Origin of the sequence: Nocardia nova NBRC 15556, from assembly GCF_001613005.1 — a bacterium.
Taxonomy (GTDB): domain Bacteria; phylum Actinomycetota; class Actinomycetes; order Mycobacteriales; family Mycobacteriaceae; genus Nocardia; species Nocardia nova.
On sequence record NZ_BDBN01000042.1, the window covers coordinates 45,085 to 69,304 of the forward strand.

The window sequence follows — 24,220 nt, forward strand, 5'->3', positions numbered from 1 at the left end:
TGCTGATTGCAATTGCTCTGCACTCTACCGCCGGTGCTTGTCAGCTGCAATCAGTCGTCAGGCCGTGTGCAGGCCCGCCGACCACGCGAATGCGGTCAGCGTGGGGTCGAGTGGCGCCGCGGTGAGCCGATTGCCCAGTGTGGACAGCGTGTAGGTGCCGATTCCCAGCACCACCTCGAGGGCCTGTTCGGTGGTGTAGCCGTGCGAAAGGAAATCGCTCGCTCGTTCGGCGGGGACGTTGCCGGCGGTTTCGACGACGGTGAGGGTGAACTCCTGGAGTGCGGCCAGGCGGGGATCGGGGAGGGGGCGCTGTTCGCGCAGCGCGGTGATCAGTTCCGGGTCGGCGCCGATCTCGGTCAGCTTCGCGGTGTGCATGGCGACGCACAGGTGACATTCGTTGCGCGTGGCCATCGTCATCACCAGCACCTCGCGCGACAGTTGGTCGAGGGTGCTGCCTTCGAAGAGCGCGTTGAGTTTCATGAAGCCGTCGAGCAGTCGTGGCGACGTCGCCATTTTCCCCACCGCGGCGGGGAGGTAGCCGAAGTGCGCGGTGGTCGCGGTCATGGTGCGACGGGCTTCGGCGGGTGCGGAGTCGGGGGTGTGGGTGGGGAAATGCATGAGTCGATCCGTTCGAGTTGGACAACCAAGTTGTCTAAACGGTAAACCTAGTTGTCGAATTGAGCAAGCCTGGACGGCCGCCGGGGCGGAGCCGGTCAGCTCCCGAACCAGCCCGCGACGTCGAGCCGGAACGATTCCGGCGGGACCATCGTGCGCAACGCGGCCTCCATATCGCGCACGCGCTGGGCGCCCAGTTCGTGCACCCAGCGGCGTCGCAACCGCTCGAAGATCTCGGCCGACTGCCGCAGCGCGTCGATTCCGCGCGGGGTCAGGCAGACGATCTTGCGCCGGGCGTCGTCGGGATCCTCGACACGTTCGGCATAGCCCAGCGCGGTCAGCTTCTCGACCGTCTTGCCCGCCGCCTGCTTCGAGACGCCCAGCTTGCGGCCGATATCGCTGGCCGTCGCCCCCTGCACTCCGATCGCCTGCATCGCGAATCCGTGGGCCGGGCGCATATCGGGATGCCCCCGCTCCGCCAGCTCGGCATGCAATTCGTCGATGAGCGAGCGGAACCCGGCGAACAGCAGTAGCGGCAGCTCGAACCCGGGGCTGTCGACCGGGGCCCTCCCGCGTTTTCCGACAACCATGTTGACGAGGGTAGTCGCCGTGAGGGAGGCCGACGCGAGGCGCCACCCGTGGGCGCGTGTCACCGGTCGCGGCCGGTCCGGTGGTGTTCAATACACCTGGAGTGCTCCGGAACGAGTACCCGCCTTGTTCTGCCGAATGCCCGGAGGCGCGATGACCACACGGCCACAGCGGATTCCCGCCCGTCCTCCCGTGTCGCGACATGCTCGCGGGCTCGCACGCCGGCTCGCGCCAGTGCTGGCTCTCACCGCGATCCTCGCGGCGTGCAGTGGACCTGGCGCCGATGTCTCCGAATCACACGCTCCCGCAACGGTTTCGACGGCTCCACTGAGCTCGGTCGCCGTGGTCACGCACGGCAGCCCCGGCGACGCGTTCTGGAATGTGGTGAAGAACGGCGCCGAGGCGGCCGGTAAGGATCTGGGCATCCGGGTCGAATACAACTCCTCGGGGGATCCGGGGGAGCAGGCCAAGCTGGTGGACAACGCGGTGGCCCAGCATGTGGACGGGTTGGTGGTGTCGATGGCCAATCCGCAGGCGCTGCGCCCGTCCGTCGAGCACGCCGTCGCGGCGGGAATTCCGGTCGTCACGATCAACTCCGGCGAAGCCGAGAGCGCGGCTGCCGGTGCGATCGGGCATGTCGGCCAGAGTGAGCGACAGGCGGGAACGGCCGCCGGCAAACGCCTGCGTGAGGCCGGCCGGGCCAGGATGCTCTGCGTCATCCACGAGGCCGGCAATATCGGCGCCAACGACCGCTGCGCCGGCGCGATCGACGGATTCGGCGGAAATGCCACCACCTTGCAGGTCGACATCAACAACCCGGCCGATGCGCAGTCGCGGATCAAGGGAGCGTTGGAGGCCGACCACGCGATCGACGCGGTGCTGACCCTCAATTCGCAGATCGCCGCCCGCGCGGTCGACGGGGTGCGTGAATCCCATTCCCGCGCCGCCGTCGCCACCTTCGACCTGAATTCCGATGTGGTGAGCGCGATCCGGGCCGGCACCCTGCTGTTCGCGGTCGACCAGCAGCAGTACGAACAGGGATATCTGCCGGTCGTGATGCTGCAGCTGTATCGGCGCAATCTCAACACCGTCGGTGGCGGGATGCCGGTGCAGACCGGACCCGCCTTCGTGGACAAGACCAACGTCGACGCCATCGCCGCCCTCGTGGCACAAGGCACGCGCTGAGCAGGGAGCTGTCATGACCGACACCGCAACGGTTTCCGAAGCCACCGCCCCCGCCGCGATCCGGCCGTCGCTGCTGAACCGGCTGATCGTCCGCCCCGAAATCGGCGCCGGTCTGGGCGCGCTGGTGGTATTCGTCTTCTTCGCCGTGATCACCGACCGGTTCCTCAGTCCCCTCGGGGTGGCCACCTGGCTCGACGACGCCTCGACGCTCGGCATCATGGCCGTCGCGGTGGCACTGCTGATGATCGGCGGCGAATTCGATCTCTCCGCCGGGGTGATGACCGCGTCGACGGCCTTGGTGACCGCCATGCTCGCGGTACACGCCGGATGGAATGTCTGGTTCGCGCTGGGTGTTTCGCTGCTCTTCGCGCTCGCGGTCGGCGCGCTGAACGGGTGGGTGGTGATGCGCACCGGCCTGCCCAGTTTCATCGTCACACTGGGTACTTTCCTGGCTCTGCAGGGCCTCAACCTCGGCGTGACACGGCTGGTCACGGGGACCGTGCAGGTGTCGGGCATCCGTTCGGCGCCCGGATACGCCTCGGCCGGATGGGTTTTCGCGGCGACGACGAATCTCGGTGACGCCCGCATCCAAGCGTCGGTGCTGTGGTGGATCGCCGTCACCGCGGTGGCGACGCTGGTGCTGGTGCGCACCCGCTTCGGCAACTGGATCTACGCGGTCGGCGGTTCGCTGCCCAGCGCTCGTGCCGTCGGTGTCCCGGCGGCGCGGACCAAGATCCTGCTGTTCATGGGCACCGCCTTCGCGGGCTGGATCGTCGGCTCCTGCAATCTGCTGCGGTTCGCGAGTGTGCAGGCGAACCAGGGCGTGGGACTGGAATTCCAGTACATCATCGCCGCGGTCGTCGGCGGCTGCCTGCTCACCGGCGGATTCGGATCGGTGCTGGGCGCGGCCATCGGCGCGCTGATCTTCGGCATGGCCCGGCAGGGAATCGTGTTCGCGCGCTGGGACAGCGACTGGTTCATGCTCTTCCTCGGGGTGCTGCTGCTCGCCGCGGTTCTGGTCAACAACGCCTTCGCCAAGCGCGCGGAAAGGTTGCGCCGATGACTCCTCAGCACACGGCGGCGCAGACCACAGCCGCGCCGCTGATCGAGACGGTGAACATCGGGAAGAGCTACGGCGGCGTCGTCGCCCTGTCGGATATCTCGATGGTCGTTCGCGCCGGGGAGGTCACCTGCGTCCTCGGCGACAACGGCGCCGGGAAGTCGACCCTGATCAAAATCCTCGCCGGCGTTCATCGCCACGATGCCGGTGAGCTGCGCATCGACGGTGAGCCGACCCGGTTCTCCTCGCCACGCGAGGCGTTGGACCGCGGTATCGCCACCGTCTACCAGGACCTGGCGGTCGTACCGCTGATGAGTGTGTGGCGCAATTTCGTCCTCGGCTCGGAACCGACCCGCGGCGCCGGGCCCCTTCGCCTGCTGGATCGAGCGACCGCGCGCGAGATCACGCGAACCGCGTTGTCGGACATGGGAATCGAGATTCGCGATCTCGAGCAGCCGGTCGGCACGCTGTCGGGCGGGCAGCGGCAGTGTGTGGCGATCGCCCGTGCGGTGCATTACGGCGCGAAGGTCCTCATCCTCGACGAACCGACCGCCGCGCTCGGCGTCAAACAGTCCGGCGTGGTGCTGCGATATGTCGCGCAGGCCCGTGATCGCGGCCTCGGAGTCGTGCTGATCACGCACAATCCGCATCACGCCTATCCGGTCGGCGACCGATTCCTGCTGCTGCGGCGCGGCCGCGCACTCGGCGGCTACGACAAGTCGCAGATCGACCTGCCGGAGCTGACCCGGCAGATGGCCGGCGGCGCGGAACTGGAAGCGCTGCAACATGAATTGCGTCGTCCGCTGCCGGAGTGAGCGGCGGTCGGCGTGGCGGGCGCGAGCGCTGGACTGTCGGTGGGGGTCCGGTTACCCTCTGCCTGGCCCGACGTCGAGAAGTAAGTGAGAAGCGTAGTTGCACGGCACGGTGAAGTGGTTCGACAGTGAGAAAGGCTTCGGTTTCATAATCCCGGATGCCGGCGGGGCGGAAGTTTTCGTCGAATACACCGAGGTTCACGGCGACGGTTTCCGGCGATTGGTGCAGGGCCAGCGCGTCGAGTTCGACGTACGCCACACCAAGGCGGGCCCGGAAGCCGAGGGCGTCCGAATCGAGCCGATGCGCCGACTGTGGCCCGACCCACACGAACTGTGACCTGTCGGGCAGATCACTATTCCCGAAAACGAGTTAACGCGCCTTTCTGAGCCCTCGATATGTTGATCGTCAGTTTGTACGACTGAATTGAAACAACGAAGAGGTATTTATGATCCCCGTTATCATCGACACCGGTAGTGCTGCTGTGAACGGCCTGTTCGACACCTTGGGTGCCGCCTTCCACGGCCTGGTCAACACCCTGTGGACCGGCTCTTTCGGTGGCTGATCACTGATTTCGGTCGCATGATGCGACCTCGGGTCGACCCCGGACCGCAGTGTCCGGGGTCGACCCATTTCTGCGGCCGGGCGACCGCACACGCACGATTCCCGCCGCTCGCCGCGACGCGACGACCGCGGCCCGCCGCGCTATCACGGGACAATCACGGCGTGCCCCACGCGAAAAGCCGACTTTTCGCTTCGGGTGCGGTTTCCCTCCCCCGGGGTGACCACTGTGGTGGCGCGACGGCGCAGTCCGTGGCAGGCTTGATCACTGAGACCGGCCCGACCGTGAAGTTGGTCGGTTCGGCTCGTCTACAGAAGGTATGAAATGGCGCAAGGCGTAGTGAAGTGGTTCAACAGCGAGAAGGGCTTCGGGTTCATCGCTCAGGACGACGGTGGTCCCGATGTGTTCGTGCACTACTCGGCTGTGAGCGGTAGTGGATTCCGGTCCCTCGACGAGGGGCAGCGCGTGGAGTTCGAGATCGGCCAGGGCCAGAAGGGCCCGCAGGCTCAGAACGTAAGCGTTCTCTGATCGAGTCCGCTGACTGCGCGCCACTTTACGTAGCGTGAACTGTCCGCGACTTACACTGGGGCCCCGTATCTTTCGAGATGCGGGGCTCTTTCGCGTCCGGGGCCCGATGCGCTGCGGCCCGGGGTCGGCGGCGGTGTGAGGGCGGCTGCCTACCGGGCGGTACACCGGCGCCGAAGCGCGACCATTAAGCTGGTCCGCGGTAAATGCCGACCTCTTTCCCCAGGAGTGCCCCACAGTGAGCCAAAATGGCCGTCCTGTTGTTCTGATCGCCGACAAGCTCGCCCAGTCGACCGTCGATGCGCTCGGTGACGGTGTCGAGGTTCGCTGGGTCGACGGCCCCAATCGACCCGAGCTGCTGGCCGCCGTGCCCGAGGCCGACGCGCTGCTGGTCCGTTCGGCCACCACCGTCGACGCCGAGGTGCTCGAGGCCGGCAAGAACCTCAAGATCGTCGCCCGCGCCGGCGTCGGCCTCGACAATGTCGACGTGCCCGCGGCCACCGAGCGCGGTGTCATGGTCGTCAACGCGCCGACCTCCAACATCCACACCGCCGCCGAGCACGCCGTCACCCTGCTGCTGGCCGCCGCCCGCCAGATCCCGGCAGCCGACGCCACCCTGCGCGAGCACACCTGGCAGCGCAGCAAGTTCAACGGTGTCGAGATCTTCGGCAAGACCGTCGGCGTCATCGGCCTGGGCCGCATCGGCCAGCTGTTCGCGCAGCGCTTGGCCGCTTTCGAGACCAAGGTCATCGCGTACGACCCCTACACCTCCCCGGCCCGCGCCGCCCAGCTGGGCATCGAGTTGCTGAGCCTGGACGAGGTGCTCGAGCGCGCCGACTTCATCTCCATTCACCTGCCCAAGACCCCTGAGACCAAGGGCATGCTGAACAAGGAGACCCTGGCCAAGACCAAGAAGGGCGTCATCATCGTCAACGCCGCCCGTGGCGGTCTGATCGACGAGCAGGCCCTGGCCGACGCCATCACCTCCGGCCACGTGCGCGCCGCCGGCATCGACGTGTTCGAGACCGAGCCGTCGACCGACAGCCCGCTGTTCGAGCTGCCGCAGGTCGTCGTGACCCCGCACCTGGGCGCCTCCACCGCCGAGGCCCAGGACCGCGCCGGAACCGATGTCGCCAAGTCGGTGCAGCTCGCCCTCGCGGGTGAGTTCGTGCCCGGTGCGGTGAACGTCGCCGGTGGTGCGGTCAACGAGATCGTCGCCCCCTGGCTGGACATCGTGCGCAAGCAGGGTGTGTTGCTGGGCGCCCTCGCCGACGAGCTGCCGGTCTCGCTCGAACTCCAGGTGCGCGGCGAGCTGTCCTCGGAAGAGGTTGCGGTGCTGGAACTCTCGGCGCTGCGCGGTGTGTTCTCCGCGCACGTCGAGGACGCGGTCACCTTCGTCAACGCCCCGTCGCTGGCCGCGGAACGGGGCCTCGAGGCCTCCGTCACCACCCACAGCGAGAGCCCGACCCACCGCAGCCTGGTCGACCTGCGCGCCGTATTCGGCGACGGCCGCACCCTGAACGTCGCCGGCACCCTGACCGAGCCCGCTCAGGTCGAGAAGATCGTCAACATCAACGGCCGCAACTACGACATGCGCGCCGAGGGCCTCAACCTGGCGATCCTCAACTACGACGACCGCCCGGGTGCCCTGGGCAAGATCGGCACCAAGCTGGGCGAGGCGGCCATCGACATCAAGGCCGCTCAGCTGAGCCAGGACATCGACCAGGAAGGCGCGACGGTCATCCTGCGCGTCGAGGAGTCCGTCCCGGCCGAGGTGCAGTCCTCGATCGCCGAGGCCGTGGGTGCCGCGAAGGTCGTCCAGGTCGACCTGAGCTGAGACGTTCCGGGCCGGAATCGGCTCGGCCGCAGTACGTTACAGTGCGCGCGAATCCAACCGCCATGGCGCGGAGCGGGATTCGCGCGCATTGTGCGTTTCGGTAGATGTGACCGGTTGTGTGCCGGTGAGATTCGTGCTGGTGATTCGGGGAGCCCGTGCCGTCGGATCTCACTCATTGGGAGCGGCTTGCCCTGGTTATCGGGGTGATTCGGGGGACCGATAGTGTGACGGTGTCGGCGATCCGGCCGGGCGCAACGCCGCCGATCGACCGCCCTTGGCTGATTCGGCCGCATACGTGTTGCGAGCCGCGAGCAGGAACGAACGGAGCGTTGTCATATGAAGCTGGCTGTCATCGCCGGTGACGGTATCGGGCCCGAGGTCATCGCCGAGGCGCTCAAGGTACTCGACGTGGTCGTGCCCGGGGTCGAGAAGACCGAGTACGACCTGGGCGCCAAGCGCTACCACGCGACCGGCGAGGTGCTGCCGGAGTCGGTGCTGCCGGAGCTGAAGCAGCACGATGCCATCCTGCTGGGCGCGATCGGTGATCCCTCGGTCCCCAGCGGCCTGCTCGAGCGCGGTCTGCTGCTGCACACCCGCTTCGCGCTCGACCACCACGTGAACCTGCGTCCGTCGAAGCTGTACCCGGGCGTCACCAGCCCGCTGTCGGGTGATCCGGAGATCGACTTCGTCGTCGTGCGCGAGGGCACCGAGGGTCCGTACACCGGTACCGGCGGCGCGATCCGCGTGAATACCCCGCACGAGGTGGCCACCGAGGTCTCCACCAACACCCGCTTCGGCATCGAGCGGGTGGTGCGCTACGCCTTCGACAAGGCCCAGCAGCGCCGCAAGCACCTGACGCTGGTCCACAAGACCAATGTGCTGAGCTTCGCCGGTTCGCTGTGGCAGCGCACCGTCACCGAGGTCGGCGCGGAATACCCCGAGGTCGAGGTCGCCTATCAGCACATCGACGCCGCGACGATCCACATGGTCAACGATCCGGGCCGCTTCGACGTGATCGTCACCGACAACCTGTTCGGCGACATCATCACCGACCTCGCCGCGGCGGTGTCCGGTGGCATCGGCCTGGCCGCCTCGGGCAACATCGACGCCTCGGGCACCAACCCGAGCATGTTCGAACCGGTCCACGGCAGCGCACCCGATATCGCCGGCCAGTCCAAGGCCGACCCGACTGCCGCCATCCTCTCGGTTTCGCTGCTGCTGAACCACCTCGGCCGGTCCGAGGAAGCCGCCCGCATCGAAGCCGCGGTAGCCAAGGACCTCGCTGCCCGCGCCGGCACCGCCTCCACGGTCGAAATCGGCGACCGCATCGCGGCGTCCCTCTGAGCTTGTCCCGAACGATCCTCCTGTCGCCAAAACAACGGCGCGACAGGGGGATCGTGGCATGTGCGCGACTTCGACGCGACGTGTCGGAATTGGGGGCCACGAATCGGCGCACAGGAAGAGCGCGTAGTTGCCGTCGCAAAGCAGCCGGGACATGACCCGGTCCTGTGCGCTCGAGGGTTGCGCTGCTGGTTGCCGTCGACCGCCACCGGCTAGCATTGAGCGCAACTGATGCAGGCCATCGACGTGCGCAAAGACCTGGAGGCGGTATGACGGCGGAGCACATCGGGGGTGCCGTCGGATTCGGTCCGTACACCGTGCTCGACTTGCACGAACAACCGGAAGACGGCAAAGGGCTGGAACTCGAGGACGGGTGGTTGATCGAGGTGGCGGCGGGGGCTCGGCACAACTGGATTGCGCGCACCTTGGCGCGGATCGTCGAATCTGCGGCGGGCGAAGCCGAGGTCGTTGTGCTGGAGGGCGGGGAGTGGGAGATCAGTACGCCCAATGGCGTGCGTAAACCCGATGTCTTCGTCATCCCGCGCGAGGTGGCGCGAGCGGCGGTGCTGGATGAGACGCCGAAGTTGATCCCCGGCACCGAATTGTTACTCGTAGTGGAAGTGGTGTCGCCCGGCAGCGGTAGCGAGCGCACGGATCGGGTGCGCAAGGTCCGCGAATACGCGGCACTCGGGATCCCGCAATATTGGATCATCGAGCATCAGCCGCATATTCGAATTCATCGCTCCGTGCTCGGCGATGACGGCTACCGATGGGAGCCGACAGTCCCCGAGGGAAGCCGGTTCAGCGCGGATGTCGAGGCGGACAAGGTTTTTCGCATCGAGTTCGATCCAGCCGCGCTGATCGAGATTTGATCCTGCGGCCCGTACCAGGGGCGGGCGTCGACCGGGACCGCTCGATCCCGGCGTTCCGGCTTCGCCCCTAAGCGGTGCCGAGGCCTCTCAGGTTGTAGGTACAACCTCGAAAGTTGTTGGCGGCGTGACATTTCCCCACGGCCGCACTCCGTACTGTGACGGAAAGGGGTGCGGCCGTGGGGAACCCGGATGTCAGCGGTTGCGGACGATCGGCACCACGGGGACGGCGGCTGCCGCGACGATCGCGGCGACCAGATAGGTCGCCGGGAAGCCGGCGGCGGTGATGAGAGCGCCGAAAATCGGTGCGACAGCGGCAGATGCCAGGTTCTGGCCGGTGTTCTGGATGCCCAGGCCGCGGCCGCTCCAGTACGGGCCGGCGATTTCGGCGACGGCGGTGAACGCCAGGCCGTTGTCCGCGACGGTGATCACCGACGCGGCGAACAGGATCGGGATCGCCGCCCACCACCAGTGCAACCAGGCAGCACCGGCCAGAGCGGCCATCGAGACCACGGCCGCGATCGCCACGGTGTGCAACGGACGCAGGCGGCTGGCGACACGGTCGGACCAGATACCGGCGCCGATGCGCCCGGCGGCGCCCAGAATCTGGGTCGCGGTGACGATCGCCCCGGCCACCGGCAGCGACAGCCCGGCATCGCGATGCAGCCACAGCAGGGCGAACGTCCACAGGGTGGCCTGCGGAACCACCAGTAGCACCGAGACCGCGTGGATGCGCCACAGCGTGGAATCACCCCGATAGGGGTTGTCCGGATGCGCGCCGGTGCTCGCCGGGCGGGGCGGGTCGACGATTCCGATCAGACAGCCGATCGCCGCGACACCCGCCATCGCCGCCGGAACCAGAATCGCCGTGGAAAAGCCGTGTGCGGCAGCGACAGCCGGTATCGACATCGCGGCGACCGCGACACCCAGCGGCTGTGCGGTCTGGCGGATACCCATCGCGAGCCCGCGCTGATCGACCGGGAACCAGCCGACGATCACCCGGCCGCTCGCGCCGTTGGTACTGGCAGCGCCCATACCGGCCAGAAACAGCAGTACGCCCAGGATGCCGTAGTTCGTCACCGTCGCAGCAGCCACACCTGCCACACACATCACGACCGGACCGGCGACCAGGACGGTGCGCTCACCCACCCGGTCCACGAAGTATCCCCAGGCGATCAGCGTGCACACCAGGCCGACCGTCGGCATCGCGACCAGCAGACCCGCTGTGGCCAAGGGCATTCCGCGATCGGTCAGCGCCGGCAACAGGAACGGGGTGCCGTGCACGATGACCGCGCTCGAGGACTGAGCGAAGACTCCGAGCGCGAGCATGGTCCACCGCCGGGTCGCGCGCACGTCTGTCACGGTGGTCATCGCCCTCACCTCGAATCTCATATTTTGGGATCAGAGTCTTACTCTGTGAACCGGCTCTTACCGTACACCCAGGATGTGGCGGGTAGGCAAGTCGAAATTCGTCACATGCGCCCGTCGCAGACCGGGTGGTCGGCCGCGTTCGGGCAGGTGGATAGACTCTTCGCCATGCGTCTAGGTCGTGTTGCCAGCCCCGATGGGGTCGCGTTCGTGAGTATCGAAACCGACGGTTCCGACGAGATCGCTCGTGAAATCGCCGAGCATCCGTTCGGTACCCCGACATTCACCGGCCGTACCTGGCCGCTGGCCGATGTGCGACTGCTGGCCCCCATTCTGGCCAGCAAGGTCGTGTGCGTCGGAAAGAACTACGCCGCGCATGCGGCGGAGATGGGCGGAGCGGCGCCGGAGGATCCTGTGATCTTCCTCAAGCCGAACACCTCCATCGTAGGGCCGAACCTGCCGATCCTGTTGCCGCCCAATTCCTCTCAGGTCGACTACGAGGGGGAGCTGGCGGTGGTGATCGGCCGCCCGTGCAAGGACGTGCCGGCCGCCCGGGCCGCCGACGTCATTCTCGGCTACACCGTCGCCAACGACGTGACCGCGCGTGACCAGCAGCGCCACGACGGACAGTGGACGCGCGCCAAGGGCTACGACACTTTCTGCCCGCTGGGACCGTGGATCGAAACCGAACTCGATCCGGGCGATCTCGAGATCACCACCGAACTCGACGGTGAGGTGCGCCAGCGCAGCCGGACTTCACTTCTGCTGCACGACATTCCGACCGTGATCGAGTGGGTCACCAAGGTGATGACCTTGCTGCCCGGCGATGTCATCCTCACCGGAACGCCGGAAGGTGTAGGACCGATGACGGATGGGCAAACCGTATCCGTGACGGTTCAGGGTATCGGCACCCTCACCAATCCTGTTGCCGCCAAACGTTGATCGAGAGAAGGAATATGACTGACGTACGGGTCCGATTCTGCCCGTCACCCACCGGCACACCGCATGTCGGCCTGATCCGGACCGCGCTGTTCAACTGGGCGTTCGCTCGCCACCACGGCGGCACCTTCGTCTTCCGTATCGAAGACACCGATGCCGCACGCGATTCCGAGGAGTCGTACCACGCGATTCTGGACGCGCTGCGGTGGCTCGGGCTGACGTGGGACGAGGGGCCGGAGGTCGGCGGGCCCTACGGTCCCTACCGTCAGTCGCAGCGGCGTGAGCTTCATCTCGATGTCGTCCAGAGGTTGCTGGCGGCCGGTGAGGCTTATGAATCCTTCTCCACCCCAGACGAAGTCGAGGCCCGTCACCGGGCCGCCGGACGCGATCCGAAGCTCGGTTACGACAACTTCGACCGCGATCTGACCCCCGAGCAGATCGCCGCTTACAAGGCCGAGGGCCGCCCCGCGGTGGTGCGCTTGCGGATGCCCGAGCACGATCTGGTGTGGAACGATCTGGTTCGCGGGGAGATCACTGCCAAGGCCGGGACGGTGCCCGATTTCGCGCTCACCCGCGGCACCGGTGATCCGCTCTATACGCTGGTGAATCCCGTCGACGACGCGCTGATGAAAATCACACACGTGTTGCGCGGGGAAGACCTGCTTTCCTCCACTCCGCGGCAGTTGGCGTTGTATGCCGCATTGCAGCGGATCGGGGTGGCGGAGTTCACTCCGGAGTTCGGTCATCTGCCCTTCGTGATGGGCCAGGGCAACAAGAAGTTGTCCAAACGTGATCCGGAGTCGAATCTCTTCGCGCACCGGGATCGCGGATTCATTCCTGAAGGTTTGCTGAATTACCTGGCTTTGCTCGGATGGAGCCTCGCCGAGGACCGCGATGTCTTCTCCATGGCGGAGATGGTCGATGCGTTCGAGATATCGAAAGTAAATTCGAATCCGGCCCGCTTCGACCAGAAGAAGGCGGATGCGATCAACGCCGAACACATTCGTTTGCTGGACACCGGGGATTTCGCCCGTAGGTTGCGGGAGTTCCTCACCGCGCACGGTCACATCGGCGCCGAAGTGGACGACCGAGTTTTCGCCGCTGCGGCGGAGTTGGTGCAGACCCGGATCGTGGTTCTCGGTGATGCGTGGGATCTATTGAAGTTTCTGTTCGTGCCGGCCGAGGAGTTTGCTGTCGACGAGGCCGCGGCGCAAAAGAATCTGGGGCCCGATGCGGTGCCGGTGTTGCAGGCCGCCGTGGCGGCGCTCGACGGTGTTTCCGAATGGACGCCGCCCGTGCTCGAGGAGGCGCTGAAAAAGGCTCTGGTCGACGATCTGGGGCTCAAACCGCGTAAGGCCTTCGGTCCCGTGCGGGTGGCGGTCACCGGCTCGCACATCAGCCCGCCGCTGTACGAATCGCTGGAACTGCTCGGCCGTGAGGTGACCATGCGGCGGCTGCGGGCCGCGCTGGCGTAGCCGGACGGCCCCGGTGCCCGACCAATCGGGGGCCGGGGCCGCGCAGGCCGTGAAAAACGGCTCTGACCAGACGATTTGTATAAATACGGGAGGGGTTTGGTACTCTTCTTCTCGGCCCGGAACGAGGGCCTCGAACCGGCAGGGGAGAGGCTGAAAGCCCAGGTCATTGGGGTATGGTGTAATTGGCAACACAGCTGATTCTGGTTCAGCCATTCTAGGTTCGAGTCCTGGTACCCCAGCGGAGAATGTTGATTCGCTTCGTTCGGTCGAGTCGGAACAGCATCCCCGGCGATTTGGTCGCCGGGTCTCGGCCGGTTAAGCTTGCCGAGCCTCCTCGATCGAAAGATCCACGGAGTCTCCCTTCGGGGAAGTCCTCTGGCCCCGTCGTCTAGCGGCCTAGGACGCCGCCCTCTCAAGGCGGTAGCGCGGGTTCAAATCCCGTCGGGGCTACATTCGAAAGCCCTCCAGCGCGAGCTGGAGGGCTTTTCTCGTTCCCGGGTGCGGATCAGTCCTGCACCGGCCAGGTGGATCCACCCGGCGGCATGGCGGGCATACCGAGCTTGCGGTGATCCCAGCTGCGCACCCGTTCCGGCACCACGCGGATCGCGACGCGCTTGTTGAGCATCGCCTCCACCATCGGGCGCAATTCCTCGGTGTAGGGGCCGGTGTAGCGCTCCCAGACGCTGACGCCGACCTTGAACAGCGCCTCCGGGTCCTCCACGATCTCCGCGCGGCCCTCGATCGACACCCCGCGCAACTGGTCGTAGGTGTCGCCCGCCTCGACCAGCACGGTGACGCGGGGATCGCGCCGCAGATTCACCGCCTTCTGCGACTTACCCTTCGTCTCGAACCAGATTTCACCGTCGACCAGGCCGTACCACATCGCCGTGAGATGCGGCGTTCCGTTCTTGCCCAGGCTCGCCAGCGTCATGATGCGGCTGCGTTCCAGGAATTCGGTGATCTCCGTCTCGGACATCACGATCTGTGCGCGTTGGTTCACTCCCATGCGGTCACGATACTTTACGGCGTATGGCCAGGATCACAGCTCGTGATCGGGATCAGAGCCGCTTGTGCAAGGCATCGGCGGCGGCGACGAGGTCGGCGGCCCAGCGCGCGCCCGGGCGCCGGCCCATGCGATCGATCGGGCCGGATACCGAGACCGCGGCGATCACCTGGGACGACCCGTCGCGCACCGGCGCGGAGACGCTGGCCACACCCGCGGACCGTTCGGCGGCGCTCTGTGCCCAGCCGCGGCGGCGGACCTCGGCCAGGGCGCGCTCACCGAAGACCGCGTCGGCCAGCACGCCTCGTTGCAGTTCCGGATCGGCCCAGGCCAGCAGGACCTTCGCGGCCGATCCGGCGGTCAGCGGCAGGCGGGCGCCGACCGGGACGGTGTCACGCAGGCCGGAGGTGGGCTCGAGCGCGGCCACGCAGATGCGGGAGTGCCCGTCGAGCCGGTAGAGCTGCACGCTCTCGCCGGTGATCTCGCGCAGCCGGGGCAGGATGACGGCAGCGGCGTCGAGCAGCGGATCCTCGGCGGTGGTGGCCAGCTCCGACAGCGCCGGACCGGGCCGCCAGGAACCGGCGGCGTCGCGGGCCAGCATGCGATGGGTCTCCAGCCCCACGGCCAGCCGATGCGCGGTGGCCCGGGGCAGTCCGGTGCGGGTGCACAGCTCGTTGAGTCCACACGGTTGTTCGGCCACGGCGTAAAGCACGGCCATGGCTTTGTCGAGCACCCCGATACCGCTATGCTGTCTCATAGAACGATATTAGCGTCTCGCATAGTGAGATTGGCAAGTCCGATCGAACCCGGCGAGTACGCACCTCCGGTGGACCTTGGATAGGGGATCCACCTGCGAGTTCGCGATGGCGAAGCCGTCGCAGATAACACAGAGAGGTGGTTGTCATGGCCGAACGGCCACGCACGCTGGCGGAGAAGGTCTGGGATCAGCATGTCGTCGTACGGGGTGCGGGTGAGGGTGCGCAGCGCGAACCCGATCTCATCTACATCGATCTGCACCTGGTGCACGAGGTCACGAGCCCGCAGGCCTTCGACGGGCTGCGGGCGGCGGGGCGCCCGGTGCGCCGGCCGGATCTGACCATCGCGACCGAGGACCACAATGTGCCGACGGTCGATATCGATAAGCCGATCGCGGATCCGATCTCGCGCACCCAGGTGGAAACCCTGCGGCGTAATTGCGAGGAATTCGGCGTGCGGCTGTATCCGATGGGTGATATCGAACAGGGCATCGTGCACGTGGTCGGTCCGCAGCTGGGTTTGACGCAGCCGGGCATGACCGTGGTGTGTGGTGATTCGCACACCTCGACCCACGGCGCATTCGGCGCGCTGGCGATGGGTATCGGCACGAGCGAGGTCGAACATGTGATGGCGACGCAGACGTTGTCGCTGCGGCCGTTCAAGACCATGGCGATCAATATCGATGGCGAGTTGCCGCCCGGCGTGACGAGCAAGGACGTGATTCTGGCGGTCATCGCCAAGATCGGCACCGGCGGCGGGCAGGGTTATGTGCTCGAATACCGCGGCGAGGCCGTGCGCGCCATGTCCATGGAGGCGCGGATGACGATGTGCAACATGTCCATCGAGGCCGGTGCCCGGGCGGGCATGGTGGCCCCCGACGAGGTCACCTACGAATTCCTGAAGGGCCGCGAACATGCCCCCACCGGCGCGGACTGGGATGAGGCGGTGGCGGCGTGGGAGGCGCTGAAGACCGATCCGGATGCCGGCTTCGACGCCGAGGTGCACCTGGACGCCTCGACGTTGACGCCGTTCGTCACCTGGGGCACCAACCCCGGTCAGGGCGCCCCGCTGGGCGATGTGGTGCCGAATCCGGAGGATTTCGCCGACGAAAACGAGCGAGCGGCCGCCGAGAAGGCTCTGACTTACATGGATTTGGAGCCCGGAACTCCGCTTCGTGAGGTGCCCGTGGATACGGTTTTCGTGGGTTCGTGCACCAACGGCCGGATCGAGGATTTGCGGGCGGTGGCGGACGTTCTGAAGGGTCGCAAGGTCGCCGACAGCGTGCGGATGTTGATCGTTCCGGGCTCGATGCGGGTGCGCGCCCAGGCCGAATCCGAGGGTTTGGGCGAGATTTTCACCGCGGCGGGCGCGGAATGGCGCCAGGCCGGCTGCTCGATGTGCCTGGGAATGAATCCGGATCAGCTTTCTCCCGGTCAGCGCTGTGCTTCGACATCGAACCGCAACTTCGAGGGACGCCAGGGTAAAGGCGGCCGTACGCATCTGGTTTCGCCGCAGGTCGCGGCCGCGACGGCGGTCCGGGGCCGGTTGTCGGCGCCGGCGGATCTGAACTGACCGGCCGGAATTCACCTCAGGACTACAGGAGCAACTATGGAACCGTTCAAGGTGCACAAGGGGATCGGCGTGCCGTTGCGCCGGTCGAATGTCGATACCGACCAGATCATCCCGGCGGTCTATCTGAAACGGGTGACCCGAACGGGATTCGAGGACGGCCTGTTCGCCGCCTGGCGTTCGGATCCGGGCTTCATTTTGAACACCAGCCCGTTCGACCGGGGAAGTGTGTTGGTCGCCGGACCGGATTTCGGTACGGGATCGTCGCGAGAGCATGCGGTTTGGGCATTGATGGACTACGGCTTCCGGGTGGTGATCTCTTCCCGCTTCGCCGACATCTTCCGGGGCAACGCCGGTAAGGGCGGCTTGGTGGCCGCGCAGATGTCACAACATGATGTCGAATTGCTCTGGAAGTTGATCGAAGAACATCCCGGCCTGGAATTGATCGTCGATCTCGAGGCACGCACTGTGGCCGCTGGAACCACCGTGTTGCCCTTCGATATTGACGACTACACCCGGTGGCGGCTGCTGGAAGGTCTGGACGACATCGGACTGACACTTCGGCAGGAAGAGGCCATCGAGCAGTTCGAAAAGGCAAGGCCGTCTTGGAAACCGACCACCATTCCAGCGGCTATTTCACGGGACTGAACAGTCTCGAGTGTTAGCTGAGAGCAACCAATCGAGGTTGCTGCGCGTGTGCCACGCCACATGAAATTTGGCGTGGCACATAGACTCTTGCCCATTCAGGGTTTACCGTGGTACCTAGTCGGTCCGACGACGGGCCATTAGTCTGCGGAGGATTCAATGAACAAGGCGGAACTGATCGATGTTCTGACCGAGAAGTTGGGTACTGACAGGCGCACGGCCACTGCGGCAGTCGAGCACATTGTCGACACGATCGTGCGTGCGGTGAACAAGGGTCAGAGCGTCACAATCACCGGATTCGGTGTATTCGAACAGCGCAAGCGGGCGGCACGGGTGGCGCGTAATCCCCGAACCGGCGAGACGGTGAAGGTGAAGCCCACTTCGGTGCCCGCGTTCCGCCCGGGTGCGCAGTTCAAGGCGATCATCTCGGGCAAGCAGAAGATCGCGGCGGCCGGTCCGGCCGTGAAACGCGGTGTGGCAGCGCCGGTGTCGGGTGCGGCGAAGAAGGCCGCCAAGAAGACCACGGCCAAGAAGACCGCCGCGAAGAAGACCACGGCGAAGAAGGCGGCCCCGGCCAAGAAGACGACCGCCAAGAAGACGGCCGCGAAGGCGCCTGCGAAGAAGGTGACCACGGCGAAGAAGACGGCTCCGGCCAAGAAGGCTCCGGCCAAGAAGACCACGGCCACCAAGGCGACAGCCAAGAAGACCGCGGCCAAGAAGACGACCGCGGCCAAGACCGCGGCCAAGAAGGCTCCTGCCAAGAAGACCGCTGCCAAGCGCACGGCAACCAAGCGCACCACGCGGCGATAGCGAGTGACGCGACGACAATGACCCCGGTCCTTTCGGTCCGGGGTCATTGCGTTTTCGGGTTCGACGCGTTTTCGGGTCGACCGTGTTTTCTCGGATTCAGTGGGTACGCAGGGACCGATCGAGATGATCGGCGGCGACCAGCCGTCCGTCGGCGATCGACAGCACCCAGACGCTGCCCTTGCGGTTCCGGGCCGGCGGCAGGGTGAGACCGTCGTCGTCCGCCCAGCGCTGCAGCAGATCCGGAATGACCTTGCCCTGACTGCACACGAGCGGAACGATGTCGGGCGAGACCAGTTCCCGCAGCCGGTCCACACCGGCCTGCGGTGCTGCGGCATAACCGCTTTCCGACAGCAGCGGCTCCGGGGTGATATCGAGGCCGAGGGCCTCGGCGACCGGCGCGACGGTCTGCACACAGCGCAGCGGAGGCGCCGAATGGACCGCTCCCGGCCCGAAGGCGAGCAGATTCGGCGTCAGCACCTCGACCTGTGCGCGACCGGCCTTTTCCAGTGGCCGTTGGTCGTCGGGACCGGTGAATCGGTCGCGGCGGCCCGCTTTCGCATGCCGCACCAGCACCAGGGTCGCGGTGTCGGGCGGCAGGCGCAGGAAATTGCGGATGATTCGGCGATCCATCGGGTAGGAGAGTTGGTCCATCACCCGGTCCACCCGGTGCCACCGCAGCTGGTCGACTTCGGAATTGGTGACGAACTCGCCGCCGACGGGTGTGGCCGCCCAATAGTCGACACGCTTGAGTTTGCGATGTCCGGGCACCGGATATGTGACCCGACCGAGATAGCGCCCCAGACGGCAGTTCAGGCCGGTTTCTTCGGTCACTTCGCGCACGGCCGCGACCATCGCGGTTTCGCCCGGGTCGAGCTTTCCTTTGGGCAGCGACCAATCGTCGTATTTCGGCCGGTGTACGAGGGCCACCTCGACCGGTCCGCCGTCGCGGGGCCGCCGCCACACCACGGCGCCGGCGGCGATGATGTTGGCGGTCACCCGCGGATCCGAGATGGTGTCGCCCGAGCCGCTCTCACCTGTACCCACCTCGTCGTAGCTGATCGAACCGCCGGTGTCGCCGAGGCGATCGAGGGCGGTGGCGCCGTCGTCCGGGGACCGATCGAAATCTCGTGTCGCCGAGGATTTCACTGCTGATCCGGCCTCCGCAGTCGCATGAGGAACTCCTGATGGTCGCGCACCTGCACGCCGCGGCTGTCGGCGTCGGGGCTCGGCTGGGCCGCCCAGCTGCCGTCGGGCTGCAGCACCCAGCACCGGGTCGCGGGATCGAGTGCGGAATCGAACACCACCGCCAGCCGCTCGCGCAGCTTCGGATCCTTCACCTGCGCCATGACCTCCACGCGCCGGTCGAGATTGCGGTGCATCATGTCGGCACTGCCGATCCAGTACTCGTCCTGGGCCTGGAAATGCAGGATGCGCGAATGTTCCAGGAAGCGGCCGAGAATCGAGCGCACCTCGATGTTGTCGCTCATCCCGGGCACACCGGGCCGCAGCCCGCAGATGCCGCGCACCACGATCTGCACCGGAACCCCGGCCTGGGACGCGCGATAGAGCGCGTCGATGATCTGCTCGTCGACGATGGCGTTGGCCTTGAGGCGAATACGGGCCGGCACGCCCTGGGCGGCCAGCTCGGTCTCGCGGCGGATCCGCTCCACGATGCCCGAGCGCACGCTGCTCGGCGCGACCAACAGGTTGCGGTAGTTGGCCTTTCGCGAATAGCCGGTCAGCGAGTTGAACAGGTCGGTCAGGTCGGCGCCGATCTCCGGTGCCGCGGTGAGGAGTCCGACGTCCTCGTAGAGCCGCGCGGTCTTCGGGTTGTAGTTGCCGGTCCCGATATGGCAGTAGCGGCGGATGGTGGCACCCTCACGGCGCACCACCAGACAGGTCTTGCAGTGCGTCTTCAGGCCGATGAGGCCGTAGACCACGTGCACGCCCGCCTGCTCCAGCGCGCGTGCCCATTTGATGTTGGCCTGTTCGTCGAAGCGGGCCTTGATCTCGACCAGCGCGACAACCTGTTTACCGGCCTCGGCGGCGTCGATGAGCGCGTTGACGATGGGAGAGTCGCCAGAGGTGCGGTAGAGGGTCTGCTTGATGGCCAGCACCTGCGGATCGGCCGCCGCCTGCTCGATGAAACGCTGCACGCTGGTGGAGAACGAATCGTAGGGGTGATGCACCAGCACGTCGCCCTCGCGCAGGGCGGCGAAAACGTTTCGCGGCGTTTCTCTTTCGCCGAACGCGGGCGGCGTGGCCGGAACGTAGGGCGCGTCCTTGAGCAGCGGCCGGTCGACGCCGTAGACCTGCCACAGGCACGACAGGTCGAGCAGACCGGGCACCTGGATCACGTCGCCGGGGTCGACGTCGAGTTCGCGCAGCAGCAACTCGAGCATGTGCTCGGTCATATCGTCGGAAACTTCCAGGCGCACCGGCGATCCGAAGCGGCGACGGGCCAGTTCCCGTTCCAGGGCCTGCAGCAGATCCTCGTCGCGGTCCTCGTCGACCTCGAAGTCGGCGTTGCGGGTGATGCGGAACGAATGGTGTTCCACCACTTCCATTCCCGGGAAGAGCTGATCGAGGTGGGCGGCGATCAGATCTTCCATCGGCAGGAAGGCGGCCAGCCGGGGGACAGCGGTGATGTCGGAATCTCGGCGGGCGCCGGGGGTTTCGTTGAGGGTGCGGCGCACCCGGACGAAGCGGTCGACGTTGTCGGGCACCTTCACACGGGCGAAATGCTCACCGCCGGTCTCGGAATCCTTCACCGTGACAGCCAGATTCAAACTCAGGCCGCTGATGTAGGGGAAGGGATGGGCGGGATCGACGGCGAGCGGGGTCAGCACCGGGAACACCTGGTCGAGGAAGTAGCCGGACAGGCGGCGGCGTTCGTCGTCGTCCAGATCGGCCCAGCCGATGATGGCGATACCCTCGTCGGCCAGTGCCGGGCGCACCTGGTCGAGGAAGACCCGCGCATGGCGTCCGGCCAGTTCCTGGGTGCGCTCGGCGATGAGGGTGAGTTGTTCGGTGGGGGACAGGCCGTCGGCGGAGCGGACCGAGAGTCCGGCCTCGGCGCGGCGTTTGAGGCCGGCCACCCGCACCATGTAGAACTCGTCGAGATTCGAGGAGAAGATGGCCAGGAATTTGGCGCGTTCCAGCAGCGGTTCCGAGGGGTCCTCGGCCAGGGCCAGCACGCGGGCGTTGAAATCCAGCCAGCTCAGTTCTCTATTGAGGTAGCGATCGGCGGGCAACTGTGCCGCGGCGGCCGTGGTGGGCGGTGGCGTGGCCGCCGGCGGGGCCGCCGGTAGCCGGGGCTGTTGCGGGACGGTCTCCGTTTCGCTCACGCTCACGATCATTCCTTACGGCTCGGGTGGTGTCGCGCCCGACACCACCGTTGTGCGGCCTCTCATCGGCCTGGCGATCATCTAGCACACATGTGACGGTGCGGCACACCTCCGAATGAGGTTCTCGTGAACACCTACCGGCCAGCCGATGTCGCGCACCAGCGCCGCGGTGGCCGTGCCGACCCCGAGCGACAGCGCGCGGTCGAGATCCTCGGCGGTGTCGACGTCCAGGCGCAGACCGGGCCAGTGCCCGCCCACCTCGACCGCACCCGATTCCCGGTGGCGGCGCGCGGAATCTGCGCCGAAGCGGGGCATCAGGGGCGCGGAATCGGCCGTCGCCGACGGTGCGAGCGAATCCGGCGCGTGGGTGTGGCCCGCCGCGCGGACGAGCAGGGCCGCGGTGCCCCGGCCGGTGTGGTCGACGATCACGGAGCGGCCGCTGCCGGGGGCGGCGGCGAGCATCGATCGCAATTCGTCGGCGTGCACGGCCGGCAGATCGGCCTGCAGCGCAAGCAGATCGACGGCCCCGTGGCGCTCGCGCACGGCGGCGGCGGCCGAGGCCAGCGCGGTGTTCAGGCCGTCGCTGTCCGCGAGCGGCCGTGCGGTATCGGCGGGCGCCGGTGTATCGGCGAGAGCCGGCGCGGACGGGTCCGGATGGACCGTCGCACCGAGCTCGCGCACGACCGTCGCGACGCGCTGGTCGGGTGTCACCACCGTGACCGAGCCCAGTCCGGCGGCCAGGGCGGCGGCGACCGTATCCGACAGCATGGCCAGCACCAGCCGCGAGCGTTCACCGGCCGGCAATCGGTCGGCGAGTCGGCTCTTGGCTCGGTCGAGGTGCTTGACCGCGATCACGGCGTGGACGGCATCCGGACGCATGCGTTCATGGTCGCACGTTCCGGGTGGTCGCAGGCTGCGAGCAGTGACCGATCGAACACGCGAACCCCCGAGTACCGGATACTCCCGCGGCGGCGAGTGGCATATTGAAACGATGACGAGGGCGGCAGTGATGGGTGCGGGATCCTGGGGTACCGCATTCGCGAAAGTGCTCAACGACGCGGGTACCGAGGTCACGATGTGGGCGCGACGGTCCGAGATCGCGAAGGCCGTGGCGACCGAACATCGCAATCCCGCCTACCTGCCCGACGTGTGGCTCGACGGGATCGCGGCGACCGACGACTACCGGGTGGCCCTCGACGACGCCGACATCGTCGTGCTGGCGGTTCCGTCCCAGTCCTTGCGTCCCAATCTCGCGCACTGGCGCGCGGCGATCCGCTCCGATGCGACGCTGCTGAGTCTGGCCAAGGGCATCGAGACCGGAACCCTGATGCGGATGAGCGAGGTCGTCGCGGAGGTGACCGGCGCGGATCCCGGGCGCATCGCGGTGCTGTCGGGCCCGAACCTGGCCCGCGAGATCGCCGCCGAACAGCCGGCCGCCTCCGTGGTCGCCTGCTCCGACGCCGCACGCGCGGAGGCGGTGCAGCATTCCTGCGCCACCGGCTATTTCCGGCCCTACACCAATACCGATGTGATCGGCTGCGAGATCGGCGGCGCGTGCAAGAACGTGATCGCATTGGCCTGCGGGATCGCCGCGGGCATGGGACTGGGCGACAACTCCGTCGCCAGTCTGATCACCCGCGGGCTCGCCGAGATCATTCGACTGGGTGTGGCCCTGGGTGCGAATCCGGTCACGTTCGCGGGTCTGGCCGGCGTCGGCGATCTGGTGGCAACCTGCACTTCGCCGCTGTCGCGCAACCGGTCCTTCGGCCATGTGCTGGGCGCGGGCGGGTCGATGCGGGCCGCGCAGGACGCGACGCACGGGCAGGTCGCGGAGGGTGTGAAGTCGTGCACCTCGATCCGCGCGCTGGCCGAGACCCACCATGTGGAGATGCCGCTGACCACCGCGGTGCACCAGGTCTGTCACGAGGGGCTCGCGGTTTCCGATGCCGTCGGGCAATTACTCGGTCGGCGGATCAAACCGGAATGAATGATTTCGGTCCGGCCGGGGTACGGTTCGGACTATGACAAACCGGATCAGGGTTGCGGTGGTGTTCGGTGGCCGCAGCAACGAGCACGCGGTGTCGTGCGTTTCGGCCGGCATGGTGCTGACCAACCTGGATCCCGAACGCTACGAGGCGGTGCCCATCGGCATCACCCGCGAGGGCGCCTGGGTGCTCAGCGGCGCCGATGCGCGCGCACTCGCCATTCGCGAACGCGCGCTGCCCACGGTGGACTCGACCGGCACCGTGCTGACCCTGGCCGCCGATCCGAGCCGCTCGGGCGCCCTGGTCGCGCTCGACGGCGCCGAAGCGGTGCTCGGCGTGGTCGACGTGGTGTTTCCGGTGCTGCACGGGCCGTGGGGCGAGGACGGCACCCTGCAGGGGCTGCTGGAGCTGGCGGGGGTGCCCTACGTCGGCCCCGGCGTGCTGGCCAGCGCCACCGGCATGGACAAGGAGTTCACCAAGAAACTGCTTGCCGCGGAAGGACTTCCGGTCGGCACGCAGGTGGTGCTGCGCCCCGGCACCGACACCGTGAGCGAGGCCGACCGGGACCGGCTCGGCCTGCCGGTGTTCGTCAAACCCGCACGCGGGGGTTCCTCGATCGGCATCACCAAGGTCGAGGACTGGATCGATCTCGATTCGGCGATCGCCGCGGCTCGTCTGCACGATCCGAAGGTGATCGTGGAAGCCGCCATCGTCGGACGCGAAGTCGAGTGTGGCGTACTGGAATTCCCGGACGGCCGGGTGCAGGCCAGTGTGATCGCCGAGATCCGCATGCCGGGCGACGACGTTTCCGAGAGCGAAACCGCTTCCGGCACACCGCAATTCTACGATTTCGACACCAAATACCTCGACGACGTGTGCGAGTTCGATATTCCGGCCAAGCTGGACGACGATATGTCGCAACAGATCCGGG

The 24,220-nt window shown here is 66.9% G+C and carries 23 protein-coding genes and 2 tRNA genes; 17 read left to right on the forward strand and 8 right to left on the reverse strand.

Annotated features, from left to right (window positions below):
* Window positions 1–57: 57 nt before the first annotated feature.
* Window positions 58–618 carry a carboxymuconolactone decarboxylase family protein gene (locus NN2_RS18185; protein ID WP_063015182.1) on the reverse strand — a complete coding sequence of 187 codons (561 nt, stop codon included), beginning with the start codon at window positions 616–618 and terminating at the stop codon, window positions 58–60.
* Between the two features lie 95 nt (window positions 619–713).
* A complete protein-coding gene (locus NN2_RS18190) occupies window positions 714–1,205 on the reverse strand; it encodes a MarR family winged helix-turn-helix transcriptional regulator (RefSeq protein WP_063015183.1) in 492 nt (163 codons plus the stop codon).
* Between the two features lie 232 nt (window positions 1,206–1,437).
* On the opposite strand from NN2_RS18190, the gene NN2_RS18195 reads away from it, so the two are divergent.
* From NN2_RS18195 to NN2_RS18230, 8 genes are all read left to right on the forward strand, one after another.
* Window positions 1,438–2,388, forward strand: a complete 951-nt coding sequence (locus tag NN2_RS18195) for a substrate-binding domain-containing protein (protein WP_227462705.1) — start codon at window positions 1,438–1,440, stop codon at window positions 2,386–2,388.
* A 13-nt stretch (window positions 2,389–2,401) separates the two neighbouring features.
* Window positions 2,402–3,451 carry an ABC transporter permease gene (locus tag NN2_RS18200; protein ID WP_063015184.1) on the forward strand — a complete coding sequence of 350 codons (1,050 nt, stop codon included), beginning with the start codon at window positions 2,402–2,404 and terminating at the stop codon, window positions 3,449–3,451.
* Window positions 3,448–4,263, forward strand: a complete 816-nt coding sequence (locus tag NN2_RS18205; RefSeq protein WP_051755122.1) for an ATP-binding cassette domain-containing protein — start codon at window positions 3,448–3,450, stop codon at window positions 4,261–4,263. The genes NN2_RS18200 and NN2_RS18205 overlap by 4 nt, the downstream gene beginning before the upstream one ends.
* Before the next feature lie 97 nt (window positions 4,264–4,360).
* Complete coding sequence (locus tag NN2_RS18210) at window positions 4,361–4,597, forward strand: cold shock domain-containing protein (RefSeq protein ID WP_036522709.1); 237 nt, start codon at window positions 4,361–4,363, stop codon at window positions 4,595–4,597.
* 547 nt (window positions 4,598–5,144) lie between these two features.
* Window positions 5,145–5,348, forward strand: coding sequence for a cold-shock protein (locus tag NN2_RS18215; RefSeq protein ID WP_030512990.1), 204 nt, complete (start codon window positions 5,145–5,147; stop codon window positions 5,346–5,348).
* A gap of 235 nt (window positions 5,349–5,583) precedes the next feature.
* Entirely contained in the window at window positions 5,584–7,182 is a 1,599-nt protein-coding gene (gene serA, locus NN2_RS18220; protein ID WP_063015185.1) for a phosphoglycerate dehydrogenase, read from the forward strand.
* 336 nt (window positions 7,183–7,518) lie between these two features.
* A complete protein-coding gene (locus NN2_RS18225) occupies window positions 7,519–8,526 on the forward strand; it encodes a 3-isopropylmalate dehydrogenase (RefSeq protein WP_063015186.1) in 1,008 nt (335 codons plus the stop codon).
* Between the two features lie 266 nt (window positions 8,527–8,792).
* Window positions 8,793–9,395 carry a Uma2 family endonuclease gene (locus NN2_RS18230; RefSeq protein WP_063910798.1) on the forward strand — a complete coding sequence of 201 codons (603 nt, stop codon included), beginning with the start codon at window positions 8,793–8,795 and terminating at the stop codon, window positions 9,393–9,395.
* A 192-nt stretch (window positions 9,396–9,587) separates the two neighbouring features.
* Here the strand turns inward: NN2_RS18230 and NN2_RS18235 are convergent, their stop codons facing one another.
* The gene (locus tag NN2_RS18235) at window positions 9,588–10,763 is read right to left on the reverse strand and encodes an MFS transporter (protein WP_063015187.1); all 1,176 of its coding nucleotides are present in this window, start codon (window positions 10,761–10,763) and stop codon (window positions 9,588–9,590) included.
* Between the two features lie 165 nt (window positions 10,764–10,928).
* Here NN2_RS18235 and NN2_RS18240 point away from each other — a divergent pair, with 165 nt between their 5' ends.
* The 4 genes from NN2_RS18240 (at window position 10,929) to NN2_RS18255 (ending at window position 13,624) form a co-directional block, all read left to right on the forward strand.
* Window positions 10,929–11,702 carry a fumarylacetoacetate hydrolase family protein gene (locus NN2_RS18240; protein ID WP_030512995.1) on the forward strand — a complete coding sequence of 258 codons (774 nt, stop codon included), beginning with the start codon at window positions 10,929–10,931 and terminating at the stop codon, window positions 11,700–11,702.
* A gap of 14 nt (window positions 11,703–11,716) precedes the next feature.
* Entirely contained in the window at window positions 11,717–13,174 is a 1,458-nt protein-coding gene (gltX, locus tag NN2_RS18245; RefSeq protein ID WP_063015188.1) for a glutamate--tRNA ligase, read from the forward strand.
* A gap of 167 nt (window positions 13,175–13,341) precedes the next feature.
* Window positions 13,342–13,413 (forward strand) — tRNA-Gln (locus tag NN2_RS18250).
* A gap of 138 nt (window positions 13,414–13,551) precedes the next feature.
* A tRNA-Glu gene (locus NN2_RS18255) sits at window positions 13,552–13,624 on the forward strand.
* Between the two features lie 55 nt (window positions 13,625–13,679).
* Here NN2_RS18255 and NN2_RS18260 read toward each other — a convergent pair.
* Entirely contained in the window at window positions 13,680–14,180 is a 501-nt protein-coding gene (locus tag NN2_RS18260) for a pyridoxamine 5'-phosphate oxidase family protein (RefSeq protein WP_063015189.1), read from the reverse strand.
* Between the two features lie 52 nt (window positions 14,181–14,232).
* Window positions 14,233–14,934 (reverse strand): IclR family transcriptional regulator, encoded by a 702-nt coding sequence (locus NN2_RS18265; protein ID WP_030512998.1) that lies wholly within the window; start codon window positions 14,932–14,934, stop codon window positions 14,233–14,235.
* A 146-nt stretch (window positions 14,935–15,080) separates the two neighbouring features.
* Here NN2_RS18265 and leuC point away from each other — a divergent pair, with 146 nt between their 5' ends.
* The 3 genes from leuC (at window position 15,081) to NN2_RS18280 (ending at window position 17,957) form a co-directional block, all read left to right on the forward strand.
* Window positions 15,081–16,505, forward strand: coding sequence for a 3-isopropylmalate dehydratase large subunit (leuC, locus tag NN2_RS18270; RefSeq protein ID WP_063015190.1), 1,425 nt, complete (start codon window positions 15,081–15,083; stop codon window positions 16,503–16,505).
* 36 nt (window positions 16,506–16,541) lie between these two features.
* On the forward strand, window positions 16,542–17,150 hold the full coding sequence (gene leuD / locus NN2_RS18275; protein ID WP_063015191.1) for a 3-isopropylmalate dehydratase small subunit: 609 nt from the start codon (window positions 16,542–16,544) through the stop codon (window positions 17,148–17,150).
* Window positions 17,151–17,306: 156 nt separating this feature from the next.
* Complete coding sequence (locus NN2_RS18280) at window positions 17,307–17,957, forward strand: HU family DNA-binding protein (RefSeq protein ID WP_063015192.1); 651 nt, start codon at window positions 17,307–17,309, stop codon at window positions 17,955–17,957.
* 96 nt (window positions 17,958–18,053) lie between these two features.
* Here the strand turns inward: NN2_RS18280 and NN2_RS18285 are convergent, their stop codons facing one another.
* From NN2_RS18285 to cofC, 3 genes are all read right to left on the reverse strand, one after another.
* The gene (locus tag NN2_RS18285; RefSeq protein WP_082857071.1) at window positions 18,054–18,953 is read right to left on the reverse strand and encodes an NUDIX hydrolase; all 900 of its coding nucleotides are present in this window, start codon (window positions 18,951–18,953) and stop codon (window positions 18,054–18,056) included.
* A 146-nt stretch (window positions 18,954–19,099) separates the two neighbouring features.
* On the reverse strand, window positions 19,100–21,316 hold the full coding sequence (locus tag NN2_RS18290; RefSeq protein WP_063015193.1) for an RNA degradosome polyphosphate kinase: 2,217 nt from the start codon (window positions 21,314–21,316) through the stop codon (window positions 19,100–19,102).
* Window positions 21,317–21,385: 69 nt separating this feature from the next.
* Window positions 21,386–22,183 carry a 2-phospho-L-lactate guanylyltransferase gene (gene cofC, locus NN2_RS18295; protein WP_063015194.1) on the reverse strand — a complete coding sequence of 266 codons (798 nt, stop codon included), beginning with the start codon at window positions 22,181–22,183 and terminating at the stop codon, window positions 21,386–21,388.
* Between the two features lie 112 nt (window positions 22,184–22,295).
* Here cofC and NN2_RS18300 point away from each other — a divergent pair, with 112 nt between their 5' ends.
* Window positions 22,296–23,291, forward strand: coding sequence for an NAD(P)H-dependent glycerol-3-phosphate dehydrogenase (locus NN2_RS18300; RefSeq protein WP_063015204.1), 996 nt, complete (start codon window positions 22,296–22,298; stop codon window positions 23,289–23,291).
* A gap of 34 nt (window positions 23,292–23,325) precedes the next feature.
* Window positions 23,326–24,220, forward strand: an 895-nt coding sequence (locus tag NN2_RS18305) for a D-alanine--D-alanine ligase family protein (RefSeq protein ID WP_063015205.1), incomplete at its 3' end; no start/stop codon positions are given.

Bases quoted from the DNA above. Each gene is read 5' to 3' on its own strand.
- NN2_RS18235 (WP_063015187.1), bottom strand. From the start codon at position 10,763: ATGACCACCGTGACAGACGTGCGCGCGACCCGGCGGTGGACCATGCTC.
- leuC (WP_063015190.1), top strand. From the start codon at position 15,081: ATGGCCGAACGGCCACGCACGCTGGCGGAGAAGGTCTGGGATCAGCAT.
- leuD (WP_063015191.1), top strand. From the start codon at position 16,542: ATGGAACCGTTCAAGGTGCACAAGGGGATCGGCGTGCCGTTGCGCCGG.
- NN2_RS18185 (WP_063015182.1), bottom strand. From the start codon at position 618: ATGCATTTCCCCACCCACACCCCCGACTCCGCACCCGCCGAAGCCCGT.
- NN2_RS18230 (WP_063910798.1), top strand. From the start codon at position 8,793: ATGACGGCGGAGCACATCGGGGGTGCCGTCGGATTCGGTCCGTACACC.
- NN2_RS18225 (WP_063015186.1), top strand. From the start codon at position 7,519: ATGAAGCTGGCTGTCATCGCCGGTGACGGTATCGGGCCCGAGGTCATC.
- gltX (WP_063015188.1), top strand. From the start codon at position 11,717: ATGACTGACGTACGGGTCCGATTCTGCCCGTCACCCACCGGCACACCG.
- NN2_RS18280 (WP_063015192.1), top strand. From the start codon at position 17,307: ATGAACAAGGCGGAACTGATCGATGTTCTGACCGAGAAGTTGGGTACT.
- NN2_RS18240 (WP_030512995.1), top strand. From the start codon at position 10,929: ATGCGTCTAGGTCGTGTTGCCAGCCCCGATGGGGTCGCGTTCGTGAGT.
- NN2_RS18190 (WP_063015183.1), bottom strand. From the start codon at position 1,205: ATGGTTGTCGGAAAACGCGGGAGGGCCCCGGTCGACAGCCCCGGGTTC.
- NN2_RS18205 (WP_051755122.1), top strand. From the start codon at position 3,448: ATGACTCCTCAGCACACGGCGGCGCAGACCACAGCCGCGCCGCTGATC.
- NN2_RS18260 (WP_063015189.1), bottom strand. From the start codon at position 14,180: ATGGGAGTGAACCAACGCGCACAGATCGTGATGTCCGAGACGGAGATC.
- NN2_RS18215 (WP_030512990.1), top strand. From the start codon at position 5,145: ATGGCGCAAGGCGTAGTGAAGTGGTTCAACAGCGAGAAGGGCTTCGGG.
- cofC (WP_063015194.1), bottom strand. From the start codon at position 22,183: ATGCGTCCGGATGCCGTCCACGCCGTGATCGCGGTCAAGCACCTCGAC.
- NN2_RS18290 (WP_063015193.1), bottom strand. From the start codon at position 21,316: ATGATCGTGAGCGTGAGCGAAACGGAGACCGTCCCGCAACAGCCCCGG.
- NN2_RS18265 (WP_030512998.1), bottom strand. From the start codon at position 14,934: ATGAGACAGCATAGCGGTATCGGGGTGCTCGACAAAGCCATGGCCGTG.
- NN2_RS18300 (WP_063015204.1), top strand. From the start codon at position 22,296: ATGACGAGGGCGGCAGTGATGGGTGCGGGATCCTGGGGTACCGCATTC.
- NN2_RS18200 (WP_063015184.1), top strand. From the start codon at position 2,402: ATGACCGACACCGCAACGGTTTCCGAAGCCACCGCCCCCGCCGCGATC.